The following is a 22,276-nucleotide window of genomic DNA, read 5'->3' as shown; positions in this document are numbered from 1 at the left end:
TTAAATTTTCACTCTCTCCAAAAAATCATTTCTATACGTTTCACTCAAAACTAGCACAATCGGTTTTCCGTTTTTTTCATGAATCGAAAGCGTAATTTCATTATGATTAAAAAACTGTACGGCCGATAAAGCGATGATTTCTTTTTTGTTCACACGGCAGAAATCAGCCTTTGGAAGCTGATTTAATAATGAACCAAAATTGATATTTTTCAGAAGTAAAACACTGCCGTCTGCCAAATGCACTTCTTTATCTCTGCTGTCAATCAATGCCGTTTTGACATATTGAATCTGCTCAAAATACAGCAGAGACTTTCCTTTATCAGTATTTAACTGAATGAATTTTTTAGGAGTTTCTTTTTTCTGAAATCGCTCCAAAGCTTTTGCGACAGCCCTTTCCAAACGTTCCAGAGTAACAGGTTTGGTAATGTAATCCACAGCATTAATATCAAATGCTTCGGCGGCGTAATTTTTGTAAGCAGTCGTAAAAATCACCAGCTTATCCTGAAGCAGATTTGCCAGAGTCAAACCGTCAATTCCTGGCATTTCAATATCCGAAATGCACAAATCGAATTCAAGATTGGAAATTTCATTTAGTAACTTCTGCGGATCATTAAAAGCTTTTATGACTTCTAAATTAGGAATTTGTTCGCAGAGCATTTTCAGGTAAGTAAGACCTGGAAGTTCGTCGTCAAGCAGTAAACATTTGATTTTTGTATTCAAGCAGATTGATTTTTAAATGCGCAATATAAATGTCGTTTTCGACAAATTTATCCAATTTGAACTGATTTTTGTAGATAATTTTCAATCGCTGTTCCAAGGTTGCTGCTCCGATACCGCTTCGTTCTTTCTTTAATGCTTTTTTCTCCGAAATTTTATTGGAAACCGTCAAGTAAAAGCAATTATCCTTAAATTCAAAAAGTACTGAAATAAAAGCATCAGCACTCTGCAGATCGGCATGTTTGAAGGCGTTTTCGATTAAATCAATAGAAATCAGCGGCGCCAGCAGATTTTGTTCATAGAGTTTTTCATCTTCATTAACCTTAGTTTTTACTTTTAAATCAAATAACGGACTTACTTTAATTTTATTAATTTCGATAAGATTGAGAGCAAACTGAATTTCCTCTTTTGGAGAAACAAACTTCTTTTGGCTTTCGTATAAAATATAATCCAAAACATTGGCCAGTTTATCCAAAGCAAAATACGTTTGGTAGGCGTGCGACTGAATCGAATTTAGAATATTCTTAAAAAGATGCGGATTGAGTTTGGATTCCAGTGTCTCCAATTGCAGATTACCAACTTTCATTTCGAGGAAATCGAATTTCTCTTCAATCCTTTTTTTGGCTTTTCCAGATTCCCACAATCGATAAACAAGATAACAGAGCACGATAAGAAACACTAAAATAATAGCCAGCAAAACATATACAATACTATTATTTGCAGTGTTCATTCTTATTTAGTTTCTGTGGTTATAATCTAAGGTTTTATAATCAATACTGATGGCACTCCGCTTAACCATTCTGAACTGGCATCTAATAAATCTTTCCAGCTGTCCAGACTTACCATCATTAAATTTTGTTTCTCTAAAAATTCATTCTGAAGAATAGATTCATTATTCAAAATTACATTAGCAGGGAATTTTTGTTTTAAAGAACCAATAGCGCTTGCAATAACAAAATTAGATTCCATATGGCCTTTCATGTCCAAAAAGGTTACAGAAGTATTATTGTTGTAAATCAATTTTTGGGCATAATCAATTAAAAAAGAATCTTCGGAACAAAATATTGGAACAAAAACCTGATTTACTTCTTTCAGATCTTTATCAATCAAAACTCCCAATGGCAGTTTTACTCTGGTTACAATTTGTCTGGTTCTTTCATCAAACGGCGAATTGGCAAACAAACCCTCTTTACCAGTAAATTTATCAAGCAATCGTTCCGGATTAATAATTCGGGATGTAAACCCAATTACTTTTCCAAGTATAGTTCCTTCGAAAATAGATTTACCCAAACCAACTAACAATAAATCGTAATCTCCTTGATTTGCAATGTCAATTATTTCTGATTCAACATCGAGCGTCGCTTTAAAAATTGGAGTTATCTCCTGTTTTAAAACAACCGCCTCTTTCATGATAGGACTAAAACTGCTTTTCTCCTTATCCTCAATATTGAAAGTATGCATTTCATCGCTCAATGATAAATGTAAGGCAGTAATATTGCAGGTTTCTTTTTGTTTTTTAACCAGACTATGAGCTAATCGCAAAAGTGATTTTCCTTTTTCATTATTTCCAAAAGAAATCAAAACTCTATACTTGCTTTGATCTGTTTCCTCATCATGATCAGTGATATCAGTAGTTTTAAAAATATAATTAATCAAATCCAAAGCAGGTCCTGTCATAAAAGTGGTCACCAAAGCCATGATTACCATCATCGTAAAAACTTCGCTTGTGAGTACGCCAAGAGCCAATCCAATGTTCAAAACAATTAACTCCATCAATCCTCTGGTATTCATCAAAGCTCCAATGATAAGGCTGTTCCTCCAGCTCTGCCCAACGAATTTTGCTGCCAAAGCACTTCCAAAAAACTTTCCTGCCACTGCAACCAGAATAATAAAACCAGTAACTTTCCATAAATACGGCTCGTTTATTAAACCTATTTCGGTACGCAGTCCCGTGAACACAAAAAACAAAGGAAGAAGTAGTATTACAGATACATCTTCGACTTTAGAAATAAATACAGTTCTAAATTTTGGAACATCAGGCATAATAGCACCCATCATGAAAGCACCGAATAATGCATGAATCCCAATCAATTCGGTAGCATAAGAAGATATAATTAATAACAGAAAAAAGATCGCTACAACAGGTTTGCTCAAACTGTCTTTGGAACCATACAAATCCCCTATTCGTTTCAAGAAAGGTTTTACCAGATAAATCATCATTATCACATAAAGTGCGGCAAGTAAAATAATATACATAGAACTCTCGAAAGTTCCTGCTTTTACAATTGCAATTACAACAGCCAATAAACACCAGGCTGTAATATCATCGGCAGCAGCGCAGGTAATTGCGATAGCTCCCAATTTAGTTTTATGCATCCCTCTTTCCTGAACAATTCGTGCCAAAACTGGAAAAGCCGTAATACTCATGGCAATTCCCATAAACAAACTGAAAGAAAGAAACTTGACGCCCTCGGGAGCAAAACGATTGTAAACAAAATAAGCCAGTCCAATTCCAAGTGCAAACGGAATAACGATACTCGCATGACTAATAACTACGGCTTCTTTCGCCCTGTTTTTCAATACTTTGATATCGAGTTCCATACCAATTACGAACATAAAAAGTATCAAACCAATCTGACTCAAAAATTTTAAATTTTCTAATGAATTAGCGGGAAAAAGTGCGTGGAAAAACTCAGGAAAATATAAACCCAATAAGGATGGTCCAAGTGCAATACCGGCAATAATTTCACCAATTACAGACGGCTGTCCAATTTTTTTAAAAATCCATCCAAATAAGCGGGCAACGAGAATAATCATGATAATCTGTGCTAATAAAATAGCCAAAGGATCCTGCACATTGTGAATCATTGAAGTCAAAAATTCCTGCCAAGAATCACCGCTGCCTTCAGTATGGATGATTGTTTCTTTTCCTTCAAGCTGCTTTCCTTCCTTTACTATCCAGTATATTAGTGCAGTAAAACCGCCTGTAACTCCCAAATAAAACAATGTATTCCTGTACTTTTTCATAGCTGTTTTCAATAATTTTTCATGTACGTCTGAAAAAAACCAAATATATATAAATTACAGGCTACAAAGTTATTTTGTCATTAAATAAAAATAAAAAATTACAATTAAATTAACAAAAAGCAATCTGTAAAAAACAAGGGTTACGGCGCTTTTAACTACCTTTGCGCGATTTAAAAAATTAACATGATCAAGTGGTTTAGCTTAGGATTTTGGGAATTAATCGCCAGAGTCGTACTTAGAAATAGAATTTTAATGTTATCAATTATTGTAGCGATAACAGTTTTTTTGGCAATGCAGTGGAAAAACATCCATTTTACGCATACCGAGGCCAATATGTTACCTGATGACAATATTGTAAATATCGAATACAATGCCTTTTTAGACAAGTTTGGCGAGGAAGGAAATTTGGTTATAATTGGTGTAAAAGACAAAACATTTTTTACTCCAAAAGCTTATGCCGCTTGGGCTAAATTAATGAACACGCTTAATGAAGACAAAGCCGTTGATTTAGTTATTTCTATAAACAATTTAAAGAAACTGCAAAAAAACGAGGCTCTGCAAAAATTCGAATTGATTCCTTTTGTTGATCCAAACAAAACCACAGATAAAGTTTATCTTGAAAAAATTAAAAAGGAACTCTTCAATGATCTGCCTTTTTACGAAGGACTGCTTTTCAATAAAAGATCGGGAACAATCCGTTCTGCAATTTATTTAGATAAGAAAATCGTAAATACACCAATAAGAAAGAATTTCATTTCAGATAAATTGGTTCCAGCCGTCGAAGCTTTCGAAAAAGAAACTAATATTGACCTTCGTGTTTCTGGAATGCCATATATACGAACACTCAATGCTGAAACTATTATTAGTGAAATTGGTCTTTTCATTGGTGCTTCATTACTAGTAACTTCATTGCTTTTCTTTTTCTTTTTCAGAAGTTTTAGAGCTACTTTAATCTCAATTATTATTGTGATTATTGGTGTAATGTGGTCCTTTGGTTTCTTAGGATTATTAAATTATGAAATTACTGTTTTAACTGCTTTAGTTCCTTCACTTATAATTGTAATTGGAATACCAAATTGTATTTTCCTTACCAATAAATACCATCAGGAATACAAAGTTCACAGAAATAAAGCCAAAGCTTTACAGCGTGTTACGACCAAAGTCGGTATGGCAACTCTTATGACTAATGTGACTACAGCGATTGGTTTTTTCACATTTATTACTTCAAATAACAAACTGCTAATTGAGTTTGGAAATGTAACTTCCATTAACATTATGGCATTGTTCTTTTTATGCATCATTGTAATTCCTGTTTTTCACAGTTACATTCCTGCTCCAAAAGACCGCCATATTGAGCACTTGGACAGAGGCTACGTAAAAGCATTTATGGACTGGATTCTGCGAAACGTAAAAGAAAGCCGATTTTCTATTTACGTGGTTGCTGTATCATTGCTTGTAATCAGTATTATCGGGATTTACAAAATGCGTATCTCTGGAAGTTTAATAGAAGATATGCCCAAAAAAGCACCTTTTTTCCAAGACATTCTCTTCTTTGAAAAAGAATTTGACGGTGTAATGCCATTGGAAATCATGATCGACACCAAACATAAAAAAGGTGTGATGAAACTTTCTACGCTGAAGCGAATGGATGAACTGGAAACAGCAATTGACGAAATTCCAGAATTATCAAAACCTATTTCGGTTGTCAATTTGGTAAAATATTCCAAACAGGCTTATTATAATGGCAATCCAGAATATTACGAATTACCCAATTCACAGGAACAGGCTTTTATTTTGTCGTATGCCAAAAATGCTACCAAAAACGCTAAAGGCGACCTGATGAAAAGCTATGTAGATAAAACAGGACAATTTGCCCGAATTACTACTTTTATGCGTGATGACAATGGAGGTGTAATGCCGATAGTTGAAGCTGAAATTCGTAAAAAAGCTGAGAAAATTTTCCCGCCGGACAGATACAAAGTTACTATCACAGGAAAAGCATTTGTGTTCCAAAAAGGAACCGGCTACCTGCTGGATAATTTACTTTCGTCATTGGTTTTTGCATTTTTCCTAACGGCACTTTTAATTGGATTTATGTTCCGTTCTTTTAAAATGATTTTGGTTTCTATTATTCCTAATTTACTGCCGTTACTGTTAACTGCAGGAATTATGGGCTTTTTTGACATTCCGCTGAAGCCTTCAACAATATTGGTTTTCGGAATTGCTTTTGGACTTTCAGTCGATGATACCGTGCGGTTTTTGGCGCAATACCGAGAGGAATTAAAGAAAAACGACTGGAAAATCCGTAAATCTGTTTACGCAACTTTCAACGATGCTGGTTTGAGTATGTTCTATACTTCTATCGTATTGTTCTTTGGATTTTCGGTATTCATGCTTTCCAGTTTTGGAGGAACCATTGCCCTTGGCGGATTGGTTTCACTGACTTTATTATTCGGAATGCTGTCGAATTTGATGTTATTGCCAGCCTTGGTTTTAACCCTGAACAGAACTTTAGCAAACGAACAGGAATTTATAGAGCCTAAACTTGAAATACTAGAATTTACAGATGAAGAGATTGAAGATTTTGAGAAAAAATAAATTATAAAAACTACTACATTATAACCCTTCAAATAAAAAAATCTAGCTTCGGCTGGATTTTTTTATTTATTAACAGTTATCTGCATTTCTATGCTAATCTTTTAAAAAAAAATCCGTGTTAATCCGTGTCATCTGTGTGCCATTACTGCGTATAGTGATTGCACCCACCTGACAGGATCGTAAAAGACAGCGGACAGCAGAAAACTGCTCCAAAAAACACAATTCAAAAACATGAATACACCTCTCTGCAACACTAGAATTAAAACAAATCAACTATATTTGCAACAGAATTATAACAATAATTTCTTTAATTAAACTTCAGAAATTTAAAATCTAAAATTAAAATGAGACACACAAAAGTTAAAGACTTATTAAACAGCACAACGACTTTACAGGAAATTAATGCTAAAGGCTGGGTTAGAACTTTTAGGAACAATCAGTTTATTGCCCTGAATGACGGTTCAACGATTAATAATATACAATGTGTTGTCGATTTTGAAAATACTCCTGATGAAACTTTAAAGAGAATTACGACCGGAGCTGCGGTTTCGGTAACAGGAACTTTGGCTGAGAGCAAAGGTGCCGGTCAGAAATATGAAATTCAGGTTACTAAACTTGAAATCCTTGGAGATTCGGATGCAGAGAAATTCCCGATGCAGCCGAAAAAACATTCATTGGAATTCCTTCGTGAGAATGCACACTTACGTGTGCGTACGAATGCTTTTGGAGCGATTATGCGCGTGCGTTCGGTTTTATCGTATGCGGTGCACAGCTATTTTCAGCAAAAAGGTTTTGTTTATGTGAACACACCGATTATTACGGGTGCAGATGCAGAAGGTGCAGGCGAAATGTTTCAGGTGACTTCTTTGCCATTAGACAATCTGCCTAAAAATGAAGAAGGAAATATTGATTATAAAAAAGATTTCTTCGGAAAACATACCAACTTAACAGTTTCTGGACAATTAGAAGGCGAAACTTTTGCAATGGCTTTGGGACAGATTTATACTTTTGGACCAACATTCAGAGCCGAAAATTCGAATACTTCCCGGCACTTGGCCGAATTTTGGATGATTGAGCCGGAAGTTGCTTTCAATGATTTGAATGACAATATGGATCTTGCCGAAGATTTTATCCGATATGTGATTAAATATGTATTAGAAAAATGTCCAGATGATTTGAAATTCTTGGAAGGCCGTTTATTGGAAGAAGAAAAATCAAAACCACAGGCTGAAAGAAGCGAAATGGCTTTGCTTGAAAAACTGAATTTTGTACTGGAAAACAATTTCAAACGCGTTTCTTATACTGAAGCGATTGATATCCTTAGAGATTCTACTCCAAACAAAAAGAAAAAATTTCAGTACATCATTAACGAATGGGGCGCTGATTTACAATCGGAGCACGAACGTTATTTGGTGGAAAAACACTTTAAATCACCGGTAATTCTGTTTGATTATCCTGCCAATATCAAAGCTTTCTACATGCGTTTGAACGAAGACGGAAAAACAGTACGTGCGATGGATATTCTTTTCCCTGGAATTGGAGAAATCGTGGGCGGTTCACAAAGAGAAGAGCGTTTTGATGTTTTGGTCGAAAAAATGAAAGCTCTGGGAATTGATGAAGAAGAATTATGGTGGTACTTGGATACCCGCAGATTTGGATCGGCAGTTCACTCCGGTTTTGGACTTGGATTTGAAAGACTGGTGCTGTTTGTAACCGGAATGACAAACATTCGTGACGTAATTGCATTCCCAAGAACACCACAGAATGCTGAATTCTAAAAATAAATTAATGGTTGTCCGTTTTTAGCTAACAATTAAATGCATTGTTAAAAACTTTCAGTATAATAATATTTTTCAATTCTAAATTTAGAAAACTTATTTATATTTTCCTTTTATGACTATATATTTTGAAAATGATATTAAGAGCGATTGGGAAGGATATCAAAAACTAATTAATCTTGTTAATGATGCAAATCAAATTAAGGACCCTGAAATCATTTTTGACTTTTCAGGAGTAAAGTTTTTCGAAGCAAATTTATGTGCAGTTTTAGGAACAATTATTGAAATATTAGAAAAAAACCAAAAGAAAATAACTTTTATAAATTTCAATCCAGTAGTTGAAAAAATATTAAGGAAAAACGAATTTTTATGTAATTATGGTTTTGAAAAAGCCATTGATTACTATAATACAGTTGTAAAATACAGAAAGTTTATCCCGACCGATGATGAAGGATTCAATTCTTATATAAAAAATGAATTATTAAACAAAAAAGATTTCCCTTCACATAGTGAGAAACTTGGAAAAAAAATAATGCAAAATATATTTGAATTATATGAAAATGCAAGAACTCATGGAAAATGCAATTACATTCATACCTGTGGTCAATATTTTCCTCGATCCGAAGAAAAACAATTTAATATTACAATTGTTGATCGAGGAGTTAATATAAAAGAAAATGTAAATAGTTTTTTAAACATGACAATGTCAGGAAGCGAAACTATTTCATGGGCAATGCAAAAAGGTAACACAACTAAATCAGGAACAATACCTGGAGGTCTTGGTTTAGATATTATTTTCGAATTTATAAAACTCAACAATGGAAAGATTCAAATCATTTCTTCTGATGGCTTTTGGGAATATAAAAGAGGTATAATAGAAACCAAAAATTTAGAAAACCCTTTTCAGGGAACAATTGCTAATTTGAGATTTAATCTAAATGATAAATCTTATTATTCTTTGTCTGATGAACACTCCGATAACTGGGACTTTACTTTTTAATTTTATACTAAAATAAAAAACACTAATTTTGTTTAAACTTTTTAAAAAATGAGTACTATAATAATCCGAGAAATTATCAAAGGAGATATCGCTGTTTCTACAAGTGATGGAGACTTAGTATATAATTTAATCACTGATTATTTTAAAAATCATAAAACTGTTTCTATTGATTTTGAAGGGATATCAATAATGACTACAGCTTTCTTAAATGCCGCTATAGGTCAATTATATAGTAATCCTTCATACTCCGATGATTTTTTAAATAAACATTTACATTTAAAAAACGTGGCAAAAGAAGACAGGATACTTTTTAGTGAAGTCGTAAAAAGAGCTAAAGAATACTTCAGAGATAAAGACAGATTTGAAGATTCTACAAATTCAATAATAAATGGAGATTAAAATTAAAGACTTTTCTCCCAAATACAATCAAATGTTTTTTTTCGATAATAACATTTGGATGTTTTTATTTTCTCCTATTGGAAATTATGAAAAAAATAAGCAGTCTAGTATTTCTAATTTTTTAAGGTTACTGAAAACTACAAATTGCGATATTGTTCTTAACAGTCTTATTCTTTCTGAATTTTCAAATGCTAATTTAAGATTAGATTTTAATCTTTGGAAAAATGAAACAAATAACTTTACTGCAGATTATAAAAAAGATTACCTTTCATCAACAAGATATAAAGACACAGAAAAACTTATTGAAAGCTGTATTAATCAGATTTTGAAATTATCAGAACGCTTTTCAGATGATTTCAACAGAATTAACATTGAAAATGTTTTAATAAATTTTAAAACCATTGACTTCAACGATGCATATTACCTAGAATTATGCAGACAAAACAATTGGTTCTTTGTAAGTGATGATGGTGATTTTCAAAAAATAAACCATTCGGTAACTATTTTAAAACCTTAATAAAAATTCTAAAAATTTAAAATTGTTCAAAGTTTTTTAAATTTGTTTAAAACTCTGTAACTTTAAATATTTAAACAATATTAAACCTTTAATCCCTTAAGATTTCAAACACTCAATATGCTAAAGCAATTTTTAAATTTAAAAATATCTCAGAAATTATCTCCGCAGCAAATCCAGCTGATGAAGTTAATTCAGTTGCCTACGCAAGCATTTGAACAGCGTTTATTGGAAGAAATGAACGAAAATCCAGCATTGGAATCCGGAAAAGAGGACGACTATGAAAAAGACGAGTTCGACACCGAAGAATACGATGATTATGAAGATTCCGAAGCAGACAGAATAGATTCGGAAGACATTAACATAGACGAATATTTAAACAGCGACGACACTCCCGATTATAAAACACAAGCCAATAATTACAGTGATGACGATGAAACCAAAGAAACCCCTTTTGCGGCAGCGATAAGTTTTCATCAGGACCTCATCAATCAGTTAAATACTTTTATCCTAAATGATGAAGAGCGCGATATCGCCGAATTTTTGGTCGGAAGTATCGACGACACAGGATATATTCGAAGAAGCATTCCTGATTTAGTAGACGACATGGCTTTTACCCAAGGGCTTTATACTACAGAAAAACAAGTTGAAACAATTCTGAACATCATTCACGAACTGGAACCTACCGGCGTTGGAGCACGCGATCTGCAGGAATGTTTACTGCTGCAGCTCAAACATAAAACACCAACAGAATCTATTGATCTGGCAACTGCTATAATCGATCAGCATTTTGATGCTTTTGTGAGAAAGCATTATGATAAACTGGTGCAAAAACTAAATATTTCTAACGAACAGCTTAGAAATGCAATCCACGAAATCGAAAGACTCAATCCAAAACCTGGAGGATCTTTTTCGGGAAATACTAAAATCACCGAAAACATAGTCCCCGATTTTGCTATTCGTATCATTGACGGCGAGCTGGAACTTACCTTAAACGGACGGAATGCCCCTTCCCTGCATATTTCCAAAGATTATCAGGAAATGATGCAGACATACAAAGAGTCTAAGGATAAGTCAAGTTCCCAAAAAGATGCCGTACAGTTTATCAAGCAAAAATTAGACTCGGCAAAATGGTTTATTGATGCTATAAAACAGCGTCAGGATACTTTGTTTGTAACAATGAATGCCATTATGCATTATCAGAAAGATTATTTATTGGATGGAGACGAAACGCGTTTGAAACCAATGATTCTAAAAGATATTGCCGATATGATTGGACTGGATATATCAACCGTTTCTAGGGTTGCAAACAGCAAGTATGTCGAAACTCCGTATGGTACAAAACTGATAAAAGAATTCTTCTCTGAAGCCATGAAAAATGATCAGGGCGAAGATGTATCAACACTCGAAATCAAAAAGATTTTGCAGAATACTATCGAAGACGAAGACAAAAAGAATCCGCTGCCTGATGATCTTTTGGCTGAAATACTTAAGGAAAAAGGATATCCGATTGCAAGAAGAACCATAGCCAAATACCGTGAACAGCTGGAAATTCCAGTTGCCCGGATGAGGAAAAAACTGTAGTTCTGACTTGAATATCTTTACTTATTTTACAATTTTATTCTCTAGTAAAAATCAATATTTTTTTTCTAAACTCTATATAGAAATTTAGTTTTCGCCATAATCATAAATCCATTTTACAGACCTCCCAGTTTCAGAAAACCTGAAATTGGGAGGTTTTTTATAGCAGTATTTTCCTGTATTATCCATAGTAAAATCACTATAAATGATGACTGGCAAAAAATGGATAAATAGTAATATTACACCGCTTTAAATAAAATCAGATTTATGAAAACGAAATTACTTTCATTATTACTCTTATTAGCTGTTTCAAAAGGTTTTGCACAATATACCATTATTCCAGACACCAACTTCGAAGCCAAATTAATAGCTTTAGGAATTGATGATACCGCTGATGGACAGGTGCTGACCTCAAATATTAACACTTTGACACAAATAGACCTTTCGTCGAGCTCTATTACAAATATGACAGGAATTCAGGATTTTACAGCCTTGACTAATTTAAACTGTGAATACAATACTATAAACAATTTAGATATAAGTAAAAATGCAGCTTTGGATTATTTAAATTGCAATAATAATCAACTGACCGCTTTAGATATAAGTCAAAACCCATTATTGAGAATTTTATATTTCACGAATAATAGAATCAGCAGTATCGATCTGAGCGAAAAATTACTGCTAAGATACGTTATGTGCAATCAGAATAAAATAACCAGCTTGGACGTAAGCAAAAATAAAACGTTAGAATATTTGGACTGTTCAAGTAATAAACTAACCATTTTAGATGTAAGTCAAAATGCTGGACTGACGCAGCTTTACTGTAGAAACAATGAGCTTACTACCTTAAATTTAAAGAATGGAAAAAATTCTCTTCTAGTTCGATTTGAATATTATAATAATAAAAATCTTTCGTGTATTATCGTGGATGATGTGAATTATATGAACACTAACTGGCGAAATCCATATGGAATTACTCCATTTTTCTCCCCTTATGAATGTTCATTAGGTACTCAAATTCCTAATTCCCAATTTGAAGATAAATTAATTGCACTGGGCATTGATACCGATGGTAAAAACGGAATAGTATTAAATTCAAGTATCGGAACAGTAGCTTCATTAGATTTATCAAACAGTTCTATTGCCGATTTAACCGGAATTCAGGGATTTACTGCTTTAACAACTTTAAATGTGTCCAATAATTCATTAAATACCGTAGATCTTTCTAAAAATACATTTTTGAATACTTTAGACTGCTCTAATAATACCGCGCTAACCTGCATTCAGGTGGCAGATATAGCTGCAGCAGGAAATTGGAGTACTACCAAAGATGCCGCTGCTAATTTTAGTTTAGACTGTAATGCTTACACTATTATTCCGGATGCTAATTTTGAAGCCACATTAATTAAATTAAAAATTGATGATGTTGCCGACGGTAGAGTACAAACATCAAAAATAAATCAGGTGTGGACATTAGAAATCAATAATTCTCAAATTGTGGACTTAACAGGAATTCAGGATTTTACATCACTTACTAGTTTATATTGTGTTTATACGCAAATTACCAGCTTAGATTTAAGCAAAAATACAGCCTTGAAATCTTTGAACTGTTATGGCAATAAATTAACCAGTTTAGATTTGAGCAAAAATACGGTTTTGACTTCAGTAGACTGTTCTTCTAATAAACTTACCAGCTTAGATGTAACCCAAAATACAGCTTTGAAGTATTTGACTTGTAATTGGAATGAGCTCACGGCCTTAGATATAAGCCAAAATATTAACTTAGTCAGTTTGTCCTGTGGCAGAAATAGAATAAAAATTTTAGACGCAAGCAAAAATACATCTTTGTATTCTTTGTCATGTGATGTAAACAAACTGACCAATTTAAATATAAAAAACGGGTACAATACGAGTTTATCTTTAAGCTTTTCTGAAAATCCTGATCTTTCCTGTATTTCTGTGGATGATGTTGCCTATGCAGATACCAAGTGGGGAGATAATAAAAACGCAAACTCATATTTTACGACTTATGACTGTTCTGCAAGCACCGGAATTCCAGACCCTATATTCGAAGATAAACTTATTGCCCTTGGAATCGATACCGATGGAAAAAACGGACAGGTATTAAATTCAAGTATCGAAACACTAACAGCATTGGACGTTTCAAATACTTCAATAACTGATTTAAATGGAATTCAGGGATTTACTGCTTTAACGACTTTAAATTGTTCAAACAATTTATTAAACAAATTAGATGTTTCCAAAAATGGAGCTTTAACAGCATTAAACTGTTCAGGTAATGCATCTCTTACCTGCATTCAGGTTTCCGATATTACAGCTGCAAATAAATGGTCCATTACTAAAGATTCTAAAGCCAGTTTTGGATTAGATTGCCGCGACTATACACTTATTCCAGACACCAGCTTCGAAGCTAAATTAATCTCTTTGGGAATTGATGACATTGCTGATGGAAAAGTGCTCACTTCAAATGTCAATAAATTAAGAGAGTTAAGCATTTATGAAAGTTCTATTACTGATTTAACAGGAATTCAGGATTTTACAGCATTAGTTGATTTGACGTGTTATAATAATCAAATAACCAAATTAGATGTAAGCAAAAATACACAGCTGAAATACTTGTATTGCAGTGACAATAAAATAACTTCCTTAGATGTTAGTAAAAACACATTATTGCAAGTTTTATCATGCAGTAATAATCTAATAACCAGCTTAGACGTAAGCACCAACACAGTTTTAAGCAGTTTATACTGTAATGAAAATCAAATAACAAATCTAGACATAAGCAAAAACACTCTATTAGAAATTTTCAACTGCAGTTCTAACCAGATAACCAGTTTAGATGTAACCAAAAATATTGTACTGCGAAATTTCTATTGTAACAATAATAAATTAACCAGCTTAAATTTAAAAAACGGCAATAACACAAATTTCCAATTTATTGGTTTTTATAGCAACTCATCTCTTTCCTGCATTAATGTTGATGATGCCGATTATTCAAATACCAATTGGAGATTTAAAAAAGACGATACTGCTTTTTATACTGCTTATGAATGTTCGGTTGTTACAGGAATTCCAGACCCCGTATTCGAAGACAAACTCATTGCACTTGGGATTGATACTGATGGCAAAAATGGTAATGTTTTAAATTCAAGTATTGAAGCAGTAACATCACTAGACGTATCTAACAGCGCTATTGCTAATTTATCAGGAATACAAGGATTTACTGCTCTAACAACTTTAGAATGCAGTAAAAATACACTAACCACTTTGGATATAAGTAAAAACACTGCATTAACGACTTTGGGATGCAGTGAAAATCAATTAACGGCTTTAGATTTAAGTAAGAATACAGCTTTGACTGATTTGAATAATAACTCCAATCAATTAACAGCTTTAGACGTAAGCGGATGTGTATCATTAACAAAACTAAATGTATCTTCAAACAATTTGGCTGCTTTGGATGTAAGCAAAAACACAGCTTTGACTAATTTACAATCGAATTCAAATCAATTAATAAGTTTGGATGTCAGCAAAAATGTGGCTCTAACTAATTTGAATTGTTCTTCTAACCAGCTAACCGCCTTAGATGTCAGTGCTAATACAAATTTGACTGAATTGATTCTTTCAAACAATCCATTATTGAAGAGTCTCAATCTGAAAAATGGAAATAATTCCAAATTAAGTGAAGCCACAATTAGTTTTACAGATAATCCAAGCCTGAAATGTATTCAGGTAGATGACAAACTGAATGCCGATACTAATTGGGCAGCTAAAAAAGATGCTACGGCAAACTACAGTGAAGACTGCAACCCTTTTACTTCAATTCCAGATTCTAATTTTGAAGATAAATTAATCGCTTTGGGTATCGATACTGATGGTAAAAACGGAAAAGTTTTGATAGAAAGTATCAATACGGTTACAACACTCGATGTGAGTTCAGCTAATATCAGTGACTTAACAGGGATTCAGAAATTTATAGCATTGACCGCTTTGAATTGCTCCTCAAATAAGCTGATCAGTTTAGATATTAGTCAAAACATAGCATTGATCGATTTTAACTGCAGCTCTAATAATCTGACGAGTTTAAATTGCAAAAACGGCAGTAATACACAACTAGCCGCTTTTGAAGCCACAAATAATCCAAATTTAACCTGTATTCAGGTTGATGATGCAATTTTTGCCAATGAAAAGTGGACTGCTAAAAAAGACGTCGCTGCTAATTTTAATACCGATTGTGCTTCTTCAGATTTATACACTTATATTCCCGATCTTAATTTTGAAAATAAACTGATTGAATTAGCAATTGATTCAAGTCCTGCAGATGGTAAAGTTTTGACTTCAAATATCAATGCATTGACATCCTTAAACATTTCGGGTGCAGCTATTACTAACCTGAAAGGAATTGAAGCATTTTCGGCATTAACAAATTTAGAATGTAACGCAAATGAATTAACCAATTTAGACCTAAGCAAAAACACTGCGCTGACTGATCTGAACTGCAGTACTAACCAATTAAACAGCTTAGATTTAAGTAAGAATACAATTTTAACAAAATTAAATGCATCATCAAACCAGCTTACAGCTTTAGATCTAAGCAAAAACACCGCTTTGACTGATGTAGTTTTAAGTGCAAATCAATTAACAGTTTTAGATATAAGCAAGAATACGGTTTTAGTAAATTTAGGATGCAATTTCAATCAGCTGACTGGTTTGAATACTAGCAAAAACACAGCTTTAACAACTTTAAATTTAAATTCCAATCAGCTGACCACTTTGGATATCAGCAAAAACACAGCCTTGATTAATTTAAATTGTTCTTCTAATAAACTTACTGGTTTAGATGCTGGAAACAATATAAATTTAGAAGCATTGGTAATTTCTAATAATCCATTATTAGTTAGCCTCAATCTAAAAAACGGAAATAATTCCAAATTAAATGAAACCTCAATTAATTTTACAGATAATCCAAAGCTGAAATGTATTCAGGTTGATGATAAAATATTTGCAGATACTAATTGGGCAGATAAAAAAGACGGAACAGCAAATTATAATGAAGACTGCGATCCATTCACGGCAATTCCGGATTCTAATTTTGAAGACAAATTAATCGCTTTAGGCATCGATACGGATGGTAAAAACGGTAAAGTTTTAATAGAAAGCATCATTACAGTTACAGCACTAGATGTAAGTTCAAGCGATATTACTGACTTAACAGGAATTCAGAAATTTGAAGCATTAACTTCTTTGAATTGTTCATCTAATCAAATAACCACTTTAGATGTAAGCAAAAACAAGTTATTAACTGATTTGAATTGCAGTTCAAATAATTTGGCGAGTTTAAATTGTAAAAACACTAACAACTCTCAAATGTCTTCATTTAATGCTACAAACAACCCAAATCTGACCTGCATTCAGGTTGATAATGCGATTTATGCCCGTACAAACTGGACAGAGAAAAAAGATGCTGTTGCCAATTTTAATACCGATTGTGCCACTGCAGATTTATACACTTATATACCTGATCTTAATTTTGAGAATAAATTAATCGCATTAACAATTGATTCAAGTCCTGCAGATGGTAAAGTTTTGACTTCCAGCATCAATACATTGACATCCTTAAATGTATCGGATGCCAGTATTCCTAACTTAAAAGGGATTGAAGCATTTTCGGCATTAACAAATTTAGATTGCAGCGGAAATCAATTAATAGCTTTAGACCTTAGTAAAAATACAGCTTTGACTGATCTGAACTGCAGCTCAAACCAATTAAAAACTTTAGATTTAAGTAAAAACACAGCACTGTCAAATCTTAGTTTAAAAAACAACATGATCGAAAGTCTGGACATTACTCAGAATACAGAATTAACTTTTGTAGACTGCAGTAATAATACGCTGACAAGCCTGAATGTTGACAAAAACATTAAACTGACAAAATTGATTTGTCAAAACAATCAATTGTCTGCCTTAAATGTAAAAAACAATACAGCCTTGACCCTTTTGGATTTCAGCAAAAATCAGGTAACAAGTATTGACCTTACTAAAAATAAAGCTTTAACTCAGTTGTTTTGTGATTCAAATAAATTGCCATCATTAAACATCACACAAAATACCGCCCTAACCGAACTGAACTGTTCATCAAACCAGCTGACAAGCCTGAATTTAAAAAACGGAAACAATACCAATTTTAATTCTTCGGCTCTTCATCTTGAAAATAACCCGAATCTAGGCTGTATCAAAGTAGATAACAAAACTTACTCGGACACTAACTGGTCAGTCTTAAAAGACGCAACAGCCTTTTATGATCCCGACTGCGGATTAAGTCTGCCTTCAAACAATTTTATTGTAGAAACCAAAGGAGAATCATGTCTTGGCGAAAACAACGGCGAAATAAACATCACTGCATCTGAAACATTCCTATACACTGCCAGCATTAATGGGACGGAATATCCTTTTACAAATAACACTCTGTCTGTTACTAATCTGGCACCTAGAAATTATACCGTTTCCATTACTATTCCGGGGGAAACATTCGAACAAAACTTTAATATTATTATTGCAAAAGGCGCATCTATTACTGGAAAATCAAGCATAATATCCAAAAAAGTAAATATCCAGATTACCACTGGAACCGCTCCTTACACTGTTTTTGTGGACGGAATCGAGCAGTTTGAAACCAATGATCCGAACTTTTCACTTACTGCAAATGGAGGCAGTTTACTGGAAGTAAAAACAGCCAAAGCCTGCGAAGGAATCTATGCCGAAGATATTACCGGTTTGAATTTAATCATTTCGGCCTATCCGAATCCTACTTCCGGATCTTTTGAAATCGAACTGCCTGTTACCGATAAAGAAGCCACCATAGAAATAAATGCTACAAACGGCCGTGTAATCTCCAGCAAAAAATACAGTTTAGAAAATGGAACTGCTCAGTTAACTCTGGAAAACGAACCTAGCGGCGTTTATATCGCTAAAATCCACTTGGCAGGCTCCGTAAAGAATGTAAAAATTATAAAAAACTAAAAAAATGAAGAATTTTATATACCTGTCAATAATCGGTCTTTTAGCCATTTCCTGCGGTGGTGGCAGCGATGATTCTGAAACTGAAACTAAAAATACGGCTCCGACAGTTCCTGTACTGACCCTACCTCCTGATAATAAATTATGCGTAGACAATACCGTTAGTTTTGAATGGAATAAATCTACCGATACAAATAATGACAATATCACCTATAAAATAGAAATAGCCAAGGACAACCAATTTACTCAGATTATAGAAACAGCTGAAGGTACTTCAACTTCTACAGAACTGGAATTGGAAAAAAATACGGCTTACTACTGGAGAATCAAAGCGACGGATGACGAAGGGGTGTCCAGTGATTATTCCGCTGCTTACAAATTTTATACTGCCGGCGATGCCGAAGTGAATCACCTGCCTTTTTTGCCGGAATTGACAGCGCCAGAGATAAACGCTTCAGTAAATACTGCAACCGCTGCGCTGACATGGAATGCCACTGATGCTGATGCTGAAGATGTTCTCACTTATGAGGTTTATTTTGGCACCTCAAACCCTCCTAACGTAAAAATAAACGAAAACAATACCACAAAAACAGAAGAGGTAACTCTGGAACCTGCAACAGAATACTTCTGGAAAGTGGTCGTAAAAGATAATAAAGGCGGAGAAACCGTTGGACAAGTCTGGAGATTTAAAACCAATTAAAGCATAATCTTAGAAAATCTGCTCAAAAAACTGGTGTCTTTTTATATTAGAAGAGATTGTCTTACAAAGTGAAACAATCTCTTTTGTATTTATAGTAAATGAGTAAGCAAAAAAAGCTTCCCGCTAAAACCTGAAATATTTAAAATCAAACCATACAAATCTAAAAACAATATCATAAATTTGAATCAGAATTAAATCACTGCCTACTGAAATTCGATTCTATTTCCATTACTCAAAGATTCTTTGAATGCCGTTATGCCAAGAAAACCGCGATAAAACATTGACAGTTTTTGATCCGAAAGCATTGAAAAGAAGAAGACAGTAAGCATTAGAAGAAGTAATCTCAGAAATCATTGACAAAAAATATTATCTATAACTCATTTCTTCAAATCTGATTTTAAAATTGAAAAAGATACTTCCCATATTTTCTTATATATTTCATCCGCTTTTCACTCCTATACAAGCTTGTGTTTTCTATTTTTTATTCCACAATACAGATTTTAGCAACTCGCAGATTACTCCATTATTTTGGCAGATTTCTATTGTTACCATTATGGTTCCAATGGCATTATACTATTTGCTCCGTTTTACAGGAAAAGTGGATTCGATAATGATTGCCAATTTGGAACAGCGTAAAATACCGCTGGTGTTTCAAAGTTTTCTAATCATTTTGATACTCCGAAAAATCATTCCTTTAGAACTTTATCCAGAACTGCATTTTTTCTTTTTAGGCGCACTATTCAGTATATTATTTACACTTGGCCTGCTCTACGCCAAGTTCAAAGCCAGCCTTCATATGCTTGCCATTTCAGCATTAACAGTTTTTGTTTTTGGGCTTAATATTCACTTACAAATAGGAAGTGTATATCTTGTTCCTTTTTTATTAGTGATGAATGGTTTTGTAGCCACTTCGCGTTTGATAATGAAAGCACATACTCCAAACGAAATAATTATAGGAGTACTAATAGGAAGTATTCCTCAAATTGCTTTTCTATTTTTGTGGTTATAAAATATAGAAAACAACACCAAGACTCAAAGTGTTCATCGAAAGAGGTACCGAATCGATTTGAGCTGTGGATTTAAAAAAAGAATTCAGCCCATAATATACTTGTAAATTAAAGGCACTATATCCCATTGAGATATAAACTCCATAAAGCAATTCTTCAAAATCTTTGTTTCCTTTTATCACAATTTTTTGCACTCCATCATCAAAAACGGATTTATCATACAATAAATAGCTGACTTTAAAACCGCCATATAATCTAAAAAACTGATAGCTCTCTGGTGTTGAAGTACGCCATCTAAATTCGAGCGGTAATTCTACCCGAAACTGTTCGAATCTGTTTTTATCAAAATCCACATCGGATTCAATTATACTATAAACAGGGCTATTACTAGTTCCAGTAATTGCCATGTTATGAAGATAATTGTTAAATGTAAAACCAATTCCAGGTGCTATAGCAAAAGTTCTTTTTTTATTTAATGGAAAATCTCTTAGAAAACCTGCACTAAAACCAAATGATATTTTTTCTTGTGAAAGACCTTCTGGTTTTTTTACAATTGAATTATAATTAAGTCCCGCATAAAACTGATCTTCTCTGTAAAGACTGTCAATCTTGACATACAGTGTATCTATTGAAAATGTCTTCTCTTGAGAAAACCCTTTGAAAACTAATAAAAAAAGAAAACAACCAAGAAATAATCGCATCATTACTTTAAATTTAAATGAATAGCCAAGAATGCAGAGCCTGTCAAAATTCATTGCTTAAACATAACTGCTTACAAATATCATAAAAAAAATGCTGACCTCATTTAAGATTAGGTGTTTTCTTCTGCAGTGAATAATTACATAACACATTTGGCACAAATAAATTGTTTCAATAAATTTTAAACTTTTTCTCTAACCTTTTAACTAGCTTTATAACTGCATAATTTGAACATGGCTTTTTACAAACAAAAAATAGAAATAGTACAAAACCAAAATTGCTTTTTTAACGTAAATTTTGTTTAAACCGAGAAACTTAATTCATAAAATTATGAAAGCACCAGCCAAACAAATAATTATTATTTTAGTATCACTATTACTTACCAGCTGTACCGCCGAAGAAACAGCTCCAAAAGCTGCTGTTGTACCTAAGCCGTCTGTTACACCGCCCACAGTACCTACAGTTCCTATTTCAAATTCAATAAAATATTTAGCATTAGGTGACAGCTATACAATTGGCCAAAGCGTATGCGAAACCTGCAGGTATCCTGAACAGCTCAAAACAAATTTAAAAACAATTTATCCGAAGAGTGATTTTTCGTTAAAAGTAATTGCTGTGACAGGTTGGACAACCACAAATTTGATTTCTGCCGTCAAAACTCAAAACCCAGATTCAGATTATGATTTGGTAACGCTTTTAATCGGAGTGAATAATCAGTATCAGCATTTAGACTTTGTGGTATACGAAAAAGAATTTCCCGAATTATTAAACAAAGCCATAATGCTTGCAAAAGGCAATAACAAAAATGTTATCGTGCTTTCAATACCAGATTACGCTTACACTTCATATGCTAAAAATTTCGCGGAAACGGAAAAAGCAAAAATATCTACAGAAATAGATCAATACAATAATTTTGCAGAAAGCTTTTGTAGCACCAAAAACGTAAAGTTCATTTCCATTACAGATATAACACGGCAAGGGCTGACCAATACTAATCTTGTCGCTTCAGATGGTTTACATCCTTCTGAAACTGCCTATAAATTATTTGTAGAAAGAATGGTTCCCAATGTAAAAACAGCACTTCAGGATTAATATTTTTTCACACTTCGTATAAATAATAAAAACTAAACCACTCTGCACTGAAAGTGCAGAGGTTTGTTTTACGAGGGACTGAAAGTCCCTCATTTTTTCATTCGAGAATGAAATTTGAATTATCAT

Annotated in this window: 14 protein-coding genes; 10 read left to right on the top strand and 4 right to left on the bottom strand. The window is 33.3% G+C overall.

The window, feature by feature from the left end:
* The 3 genes from C8P67_RS20860 to C8P67_RS20850 are packed head-to-tail and all read right to left on the bottom strand — an operon-like array spanning window position 1 to window position 3,744.
* Window positions 1-720: a LytR/AlgR family response regulator transcription factor gene (locus C8P67_RS20860; RefSeq protein ID WP_115815137.1), complete on the bottom strand. Its 720-nt coding sequence runs from the start codon at window positions 718-720 to the stop codon at window positions 1-3.
* Window positions 689-1,447 carry a sensor histidine kinase gene (locus C8P67_RS20855; RefSeq protein WP_115815136.1) on the bottom strand — a complete coding sequence of 253 codons (759 nt, stop codon included), beginning with the start codon at window positions 1,445-1,447 and terminating at the stop codon, window positions 689-691. The genes C8P67_RS20860 and C8P67_RS20855 overlap by 32 nt, the downstream gene beginning before the upstream one ends.
* A gap of 26 nt (window positions 1,448-1,473) precedes the next feature.
* Window positions 1,474-3,744, bottom strand: a complete 2,271-nt coding sequence (locus C8P67_RS20850) for a cation:proton antiporter (protein WP_115815135.1) — start codon at window positions 3,742-3,744, stop codon at window positions 1,474-1,476.
* Window positions 3,745-3,927: 183 nt separating this feature from the next.
* Between C8P67_RS20850 and C8P67_RS20845 the strand changes: the two genes are divergently transcribed.
* The 9 genes from C8P67_RS20845 (at window position 3,928) to C8P67_RS20805 (ending at window position 20,361) form a co-directional block, all read left to right on the top strand.
* Window positions 3,928-6,342 (top strand): efflux RND transporter permease subunit, encoded by a 2,415-nt coding sequence (locus C8P67_RS20845; RefSeq protein WP_115815134.1) that lies wholly within the window; start codon window positions 3,928-3,930, stop codon window positions 6,340-6,342.
* Window positions 6,343-6,686: 344 nt separating this feature from the next.
* Complete coding sequence (gene asnS / locus C8P67_RS20840; protein WP_115815133.1) at window positions 6,687-8,120, top strand: asparagine--tRNA ligase; 1,434 nt, start codon at window positions 6,687-6,689, stop codon at window positions 8,118-8,120.
* Between the two features lie 115 nt (window positions 8,121-8,235).
* A complete protein-coding gene (locus C8P67_RS20835) occupies window positions 8,236-9,120 on the top strand; it encodes an STAS domain-containing protein (RefSeq protein ID WP_115815132.1) in 885 nt (294 codons plus the stop codon).
* A 48-nt stretch (window positions 9,121-9,168) separates the two neighbouring features.
* Window positions 9,169-9,519, top strand: coding sequence for an STAS-like domain-containing protein (locus tag C8P67_RS20830; RefSeq protein ID WP_115815131.1), 351 nt, complete (start codon window positions 9,169-9,171; stop codon window positions 9,517-9,519).
* Window positions 9,509-10,036, top strand: a complete 528-nt coding sequence (locus C8P67_RS20825) for a twitching motility protein PilT (protein WP_115815130.1) — start codon at window positions 9,509-9,511, stop codon at window positions 10,034-10,036. The genes C8P67_RS20830 and C8P67_RS20825 overlap by 11 nt, the downstream gene beginning before the upstream one ends.
* 117 nt (window positions 10,037-10,153) lie before the next feature.
* Entirely contained in the window at window positions 10,154-11,617 is a 1,464-nt protein-coding gene (rpoN, locus tag C8P67_RS20820; RefSeq protein WP_115815129.1) for an RNA polymerase factor sigma-54, read from the top strand.
* Between the two features lie 264 nt (window positions 11,618-11,881).
* Complete coding sequence (locus C8P67_RS20815) at window positions 11,882-18,655, top strand: T9SS type A sorting domain-containing protein (protein ID WP_115815128.1); 6,774 nt, start codon at window positions 11,882-11,884, stop codon at window positions 18,653-18,655.
* A gap of 4 nt (window positions 18,656-18,659) precedes the next feature.
* Window positions 18,660-19,352: a glycoside hydrolase family 78 protein gene (locus C8P67_RS20810; RefSeq protein WP_115815127.1), complete on the top strand. Its 693-nt coding sequence runs from the start codon at window positions 18,660-18,662 to the stop codon at window positions 19,350-19,352.
* A gap of 403 nt (window positions 19,353-19,755) precedes the next feature.
* On the top strand, window positions 19,756-20,361 hold the full coding sequence (locus tag C8P67_RS20805) for a hypothetical protein (RefSeq protein WP_245980555.1): 606 nt from the start codon (window positions 19,756-19,758) through the stop codon (window positions 20,359-20,361).
* Here C8P67_RS20805 and C8P67_RS20800 read toward each other — a convergent pair.
* Window positions 20,356-21,063 (bottom strand): porin family protein, encoded by a 708-nt coding sequence (locus C8P67_RS20800; RefSeq protein ID WP_147298273.1) that lies wholly within the window; start codon window positions 21,061-21,063, stop codon window positions 20,356-20,358. The genes C8P67_RS20805 and C8P67_RS20800 overlap by 6 nt on opposite strands.
* Before the next feature lie 325 nt (window positions 21,064-21,388).
* Between C8P67_RS20800 and C8P67_RS20795 the strand changes: the two genes are divergently transcribed.
* Complete coding sequence (locus C8P67_RS20795; RefSeq protein WP_115815125.1) at window positions 21,389-22,150, top strand: SGNH/GDSL hydrolase family protein; 762 nt, start codon at window positions 21,389-21,391, stop codon at window positions 22,148-22,150.
* Window positions 22,151-22,276: the final 126 nt, after the last annotated feature.

This window comes from Flavobacterium aquicola, from assembly GCF_003385115.1.
GTDB classification, from domain to species: domain Bacteria; phylum Bacteroidota; class Bacteroidia; order Flavobacteriales; family Flavobacteriaceae; genus Flavobacterium; species Flavobacterium aquicola.
The sequence above is the reverse complement of the archived record's forward strand: the minus strand, read 5'-3'. Positions and strand labels throughout refer to the sequence as shown.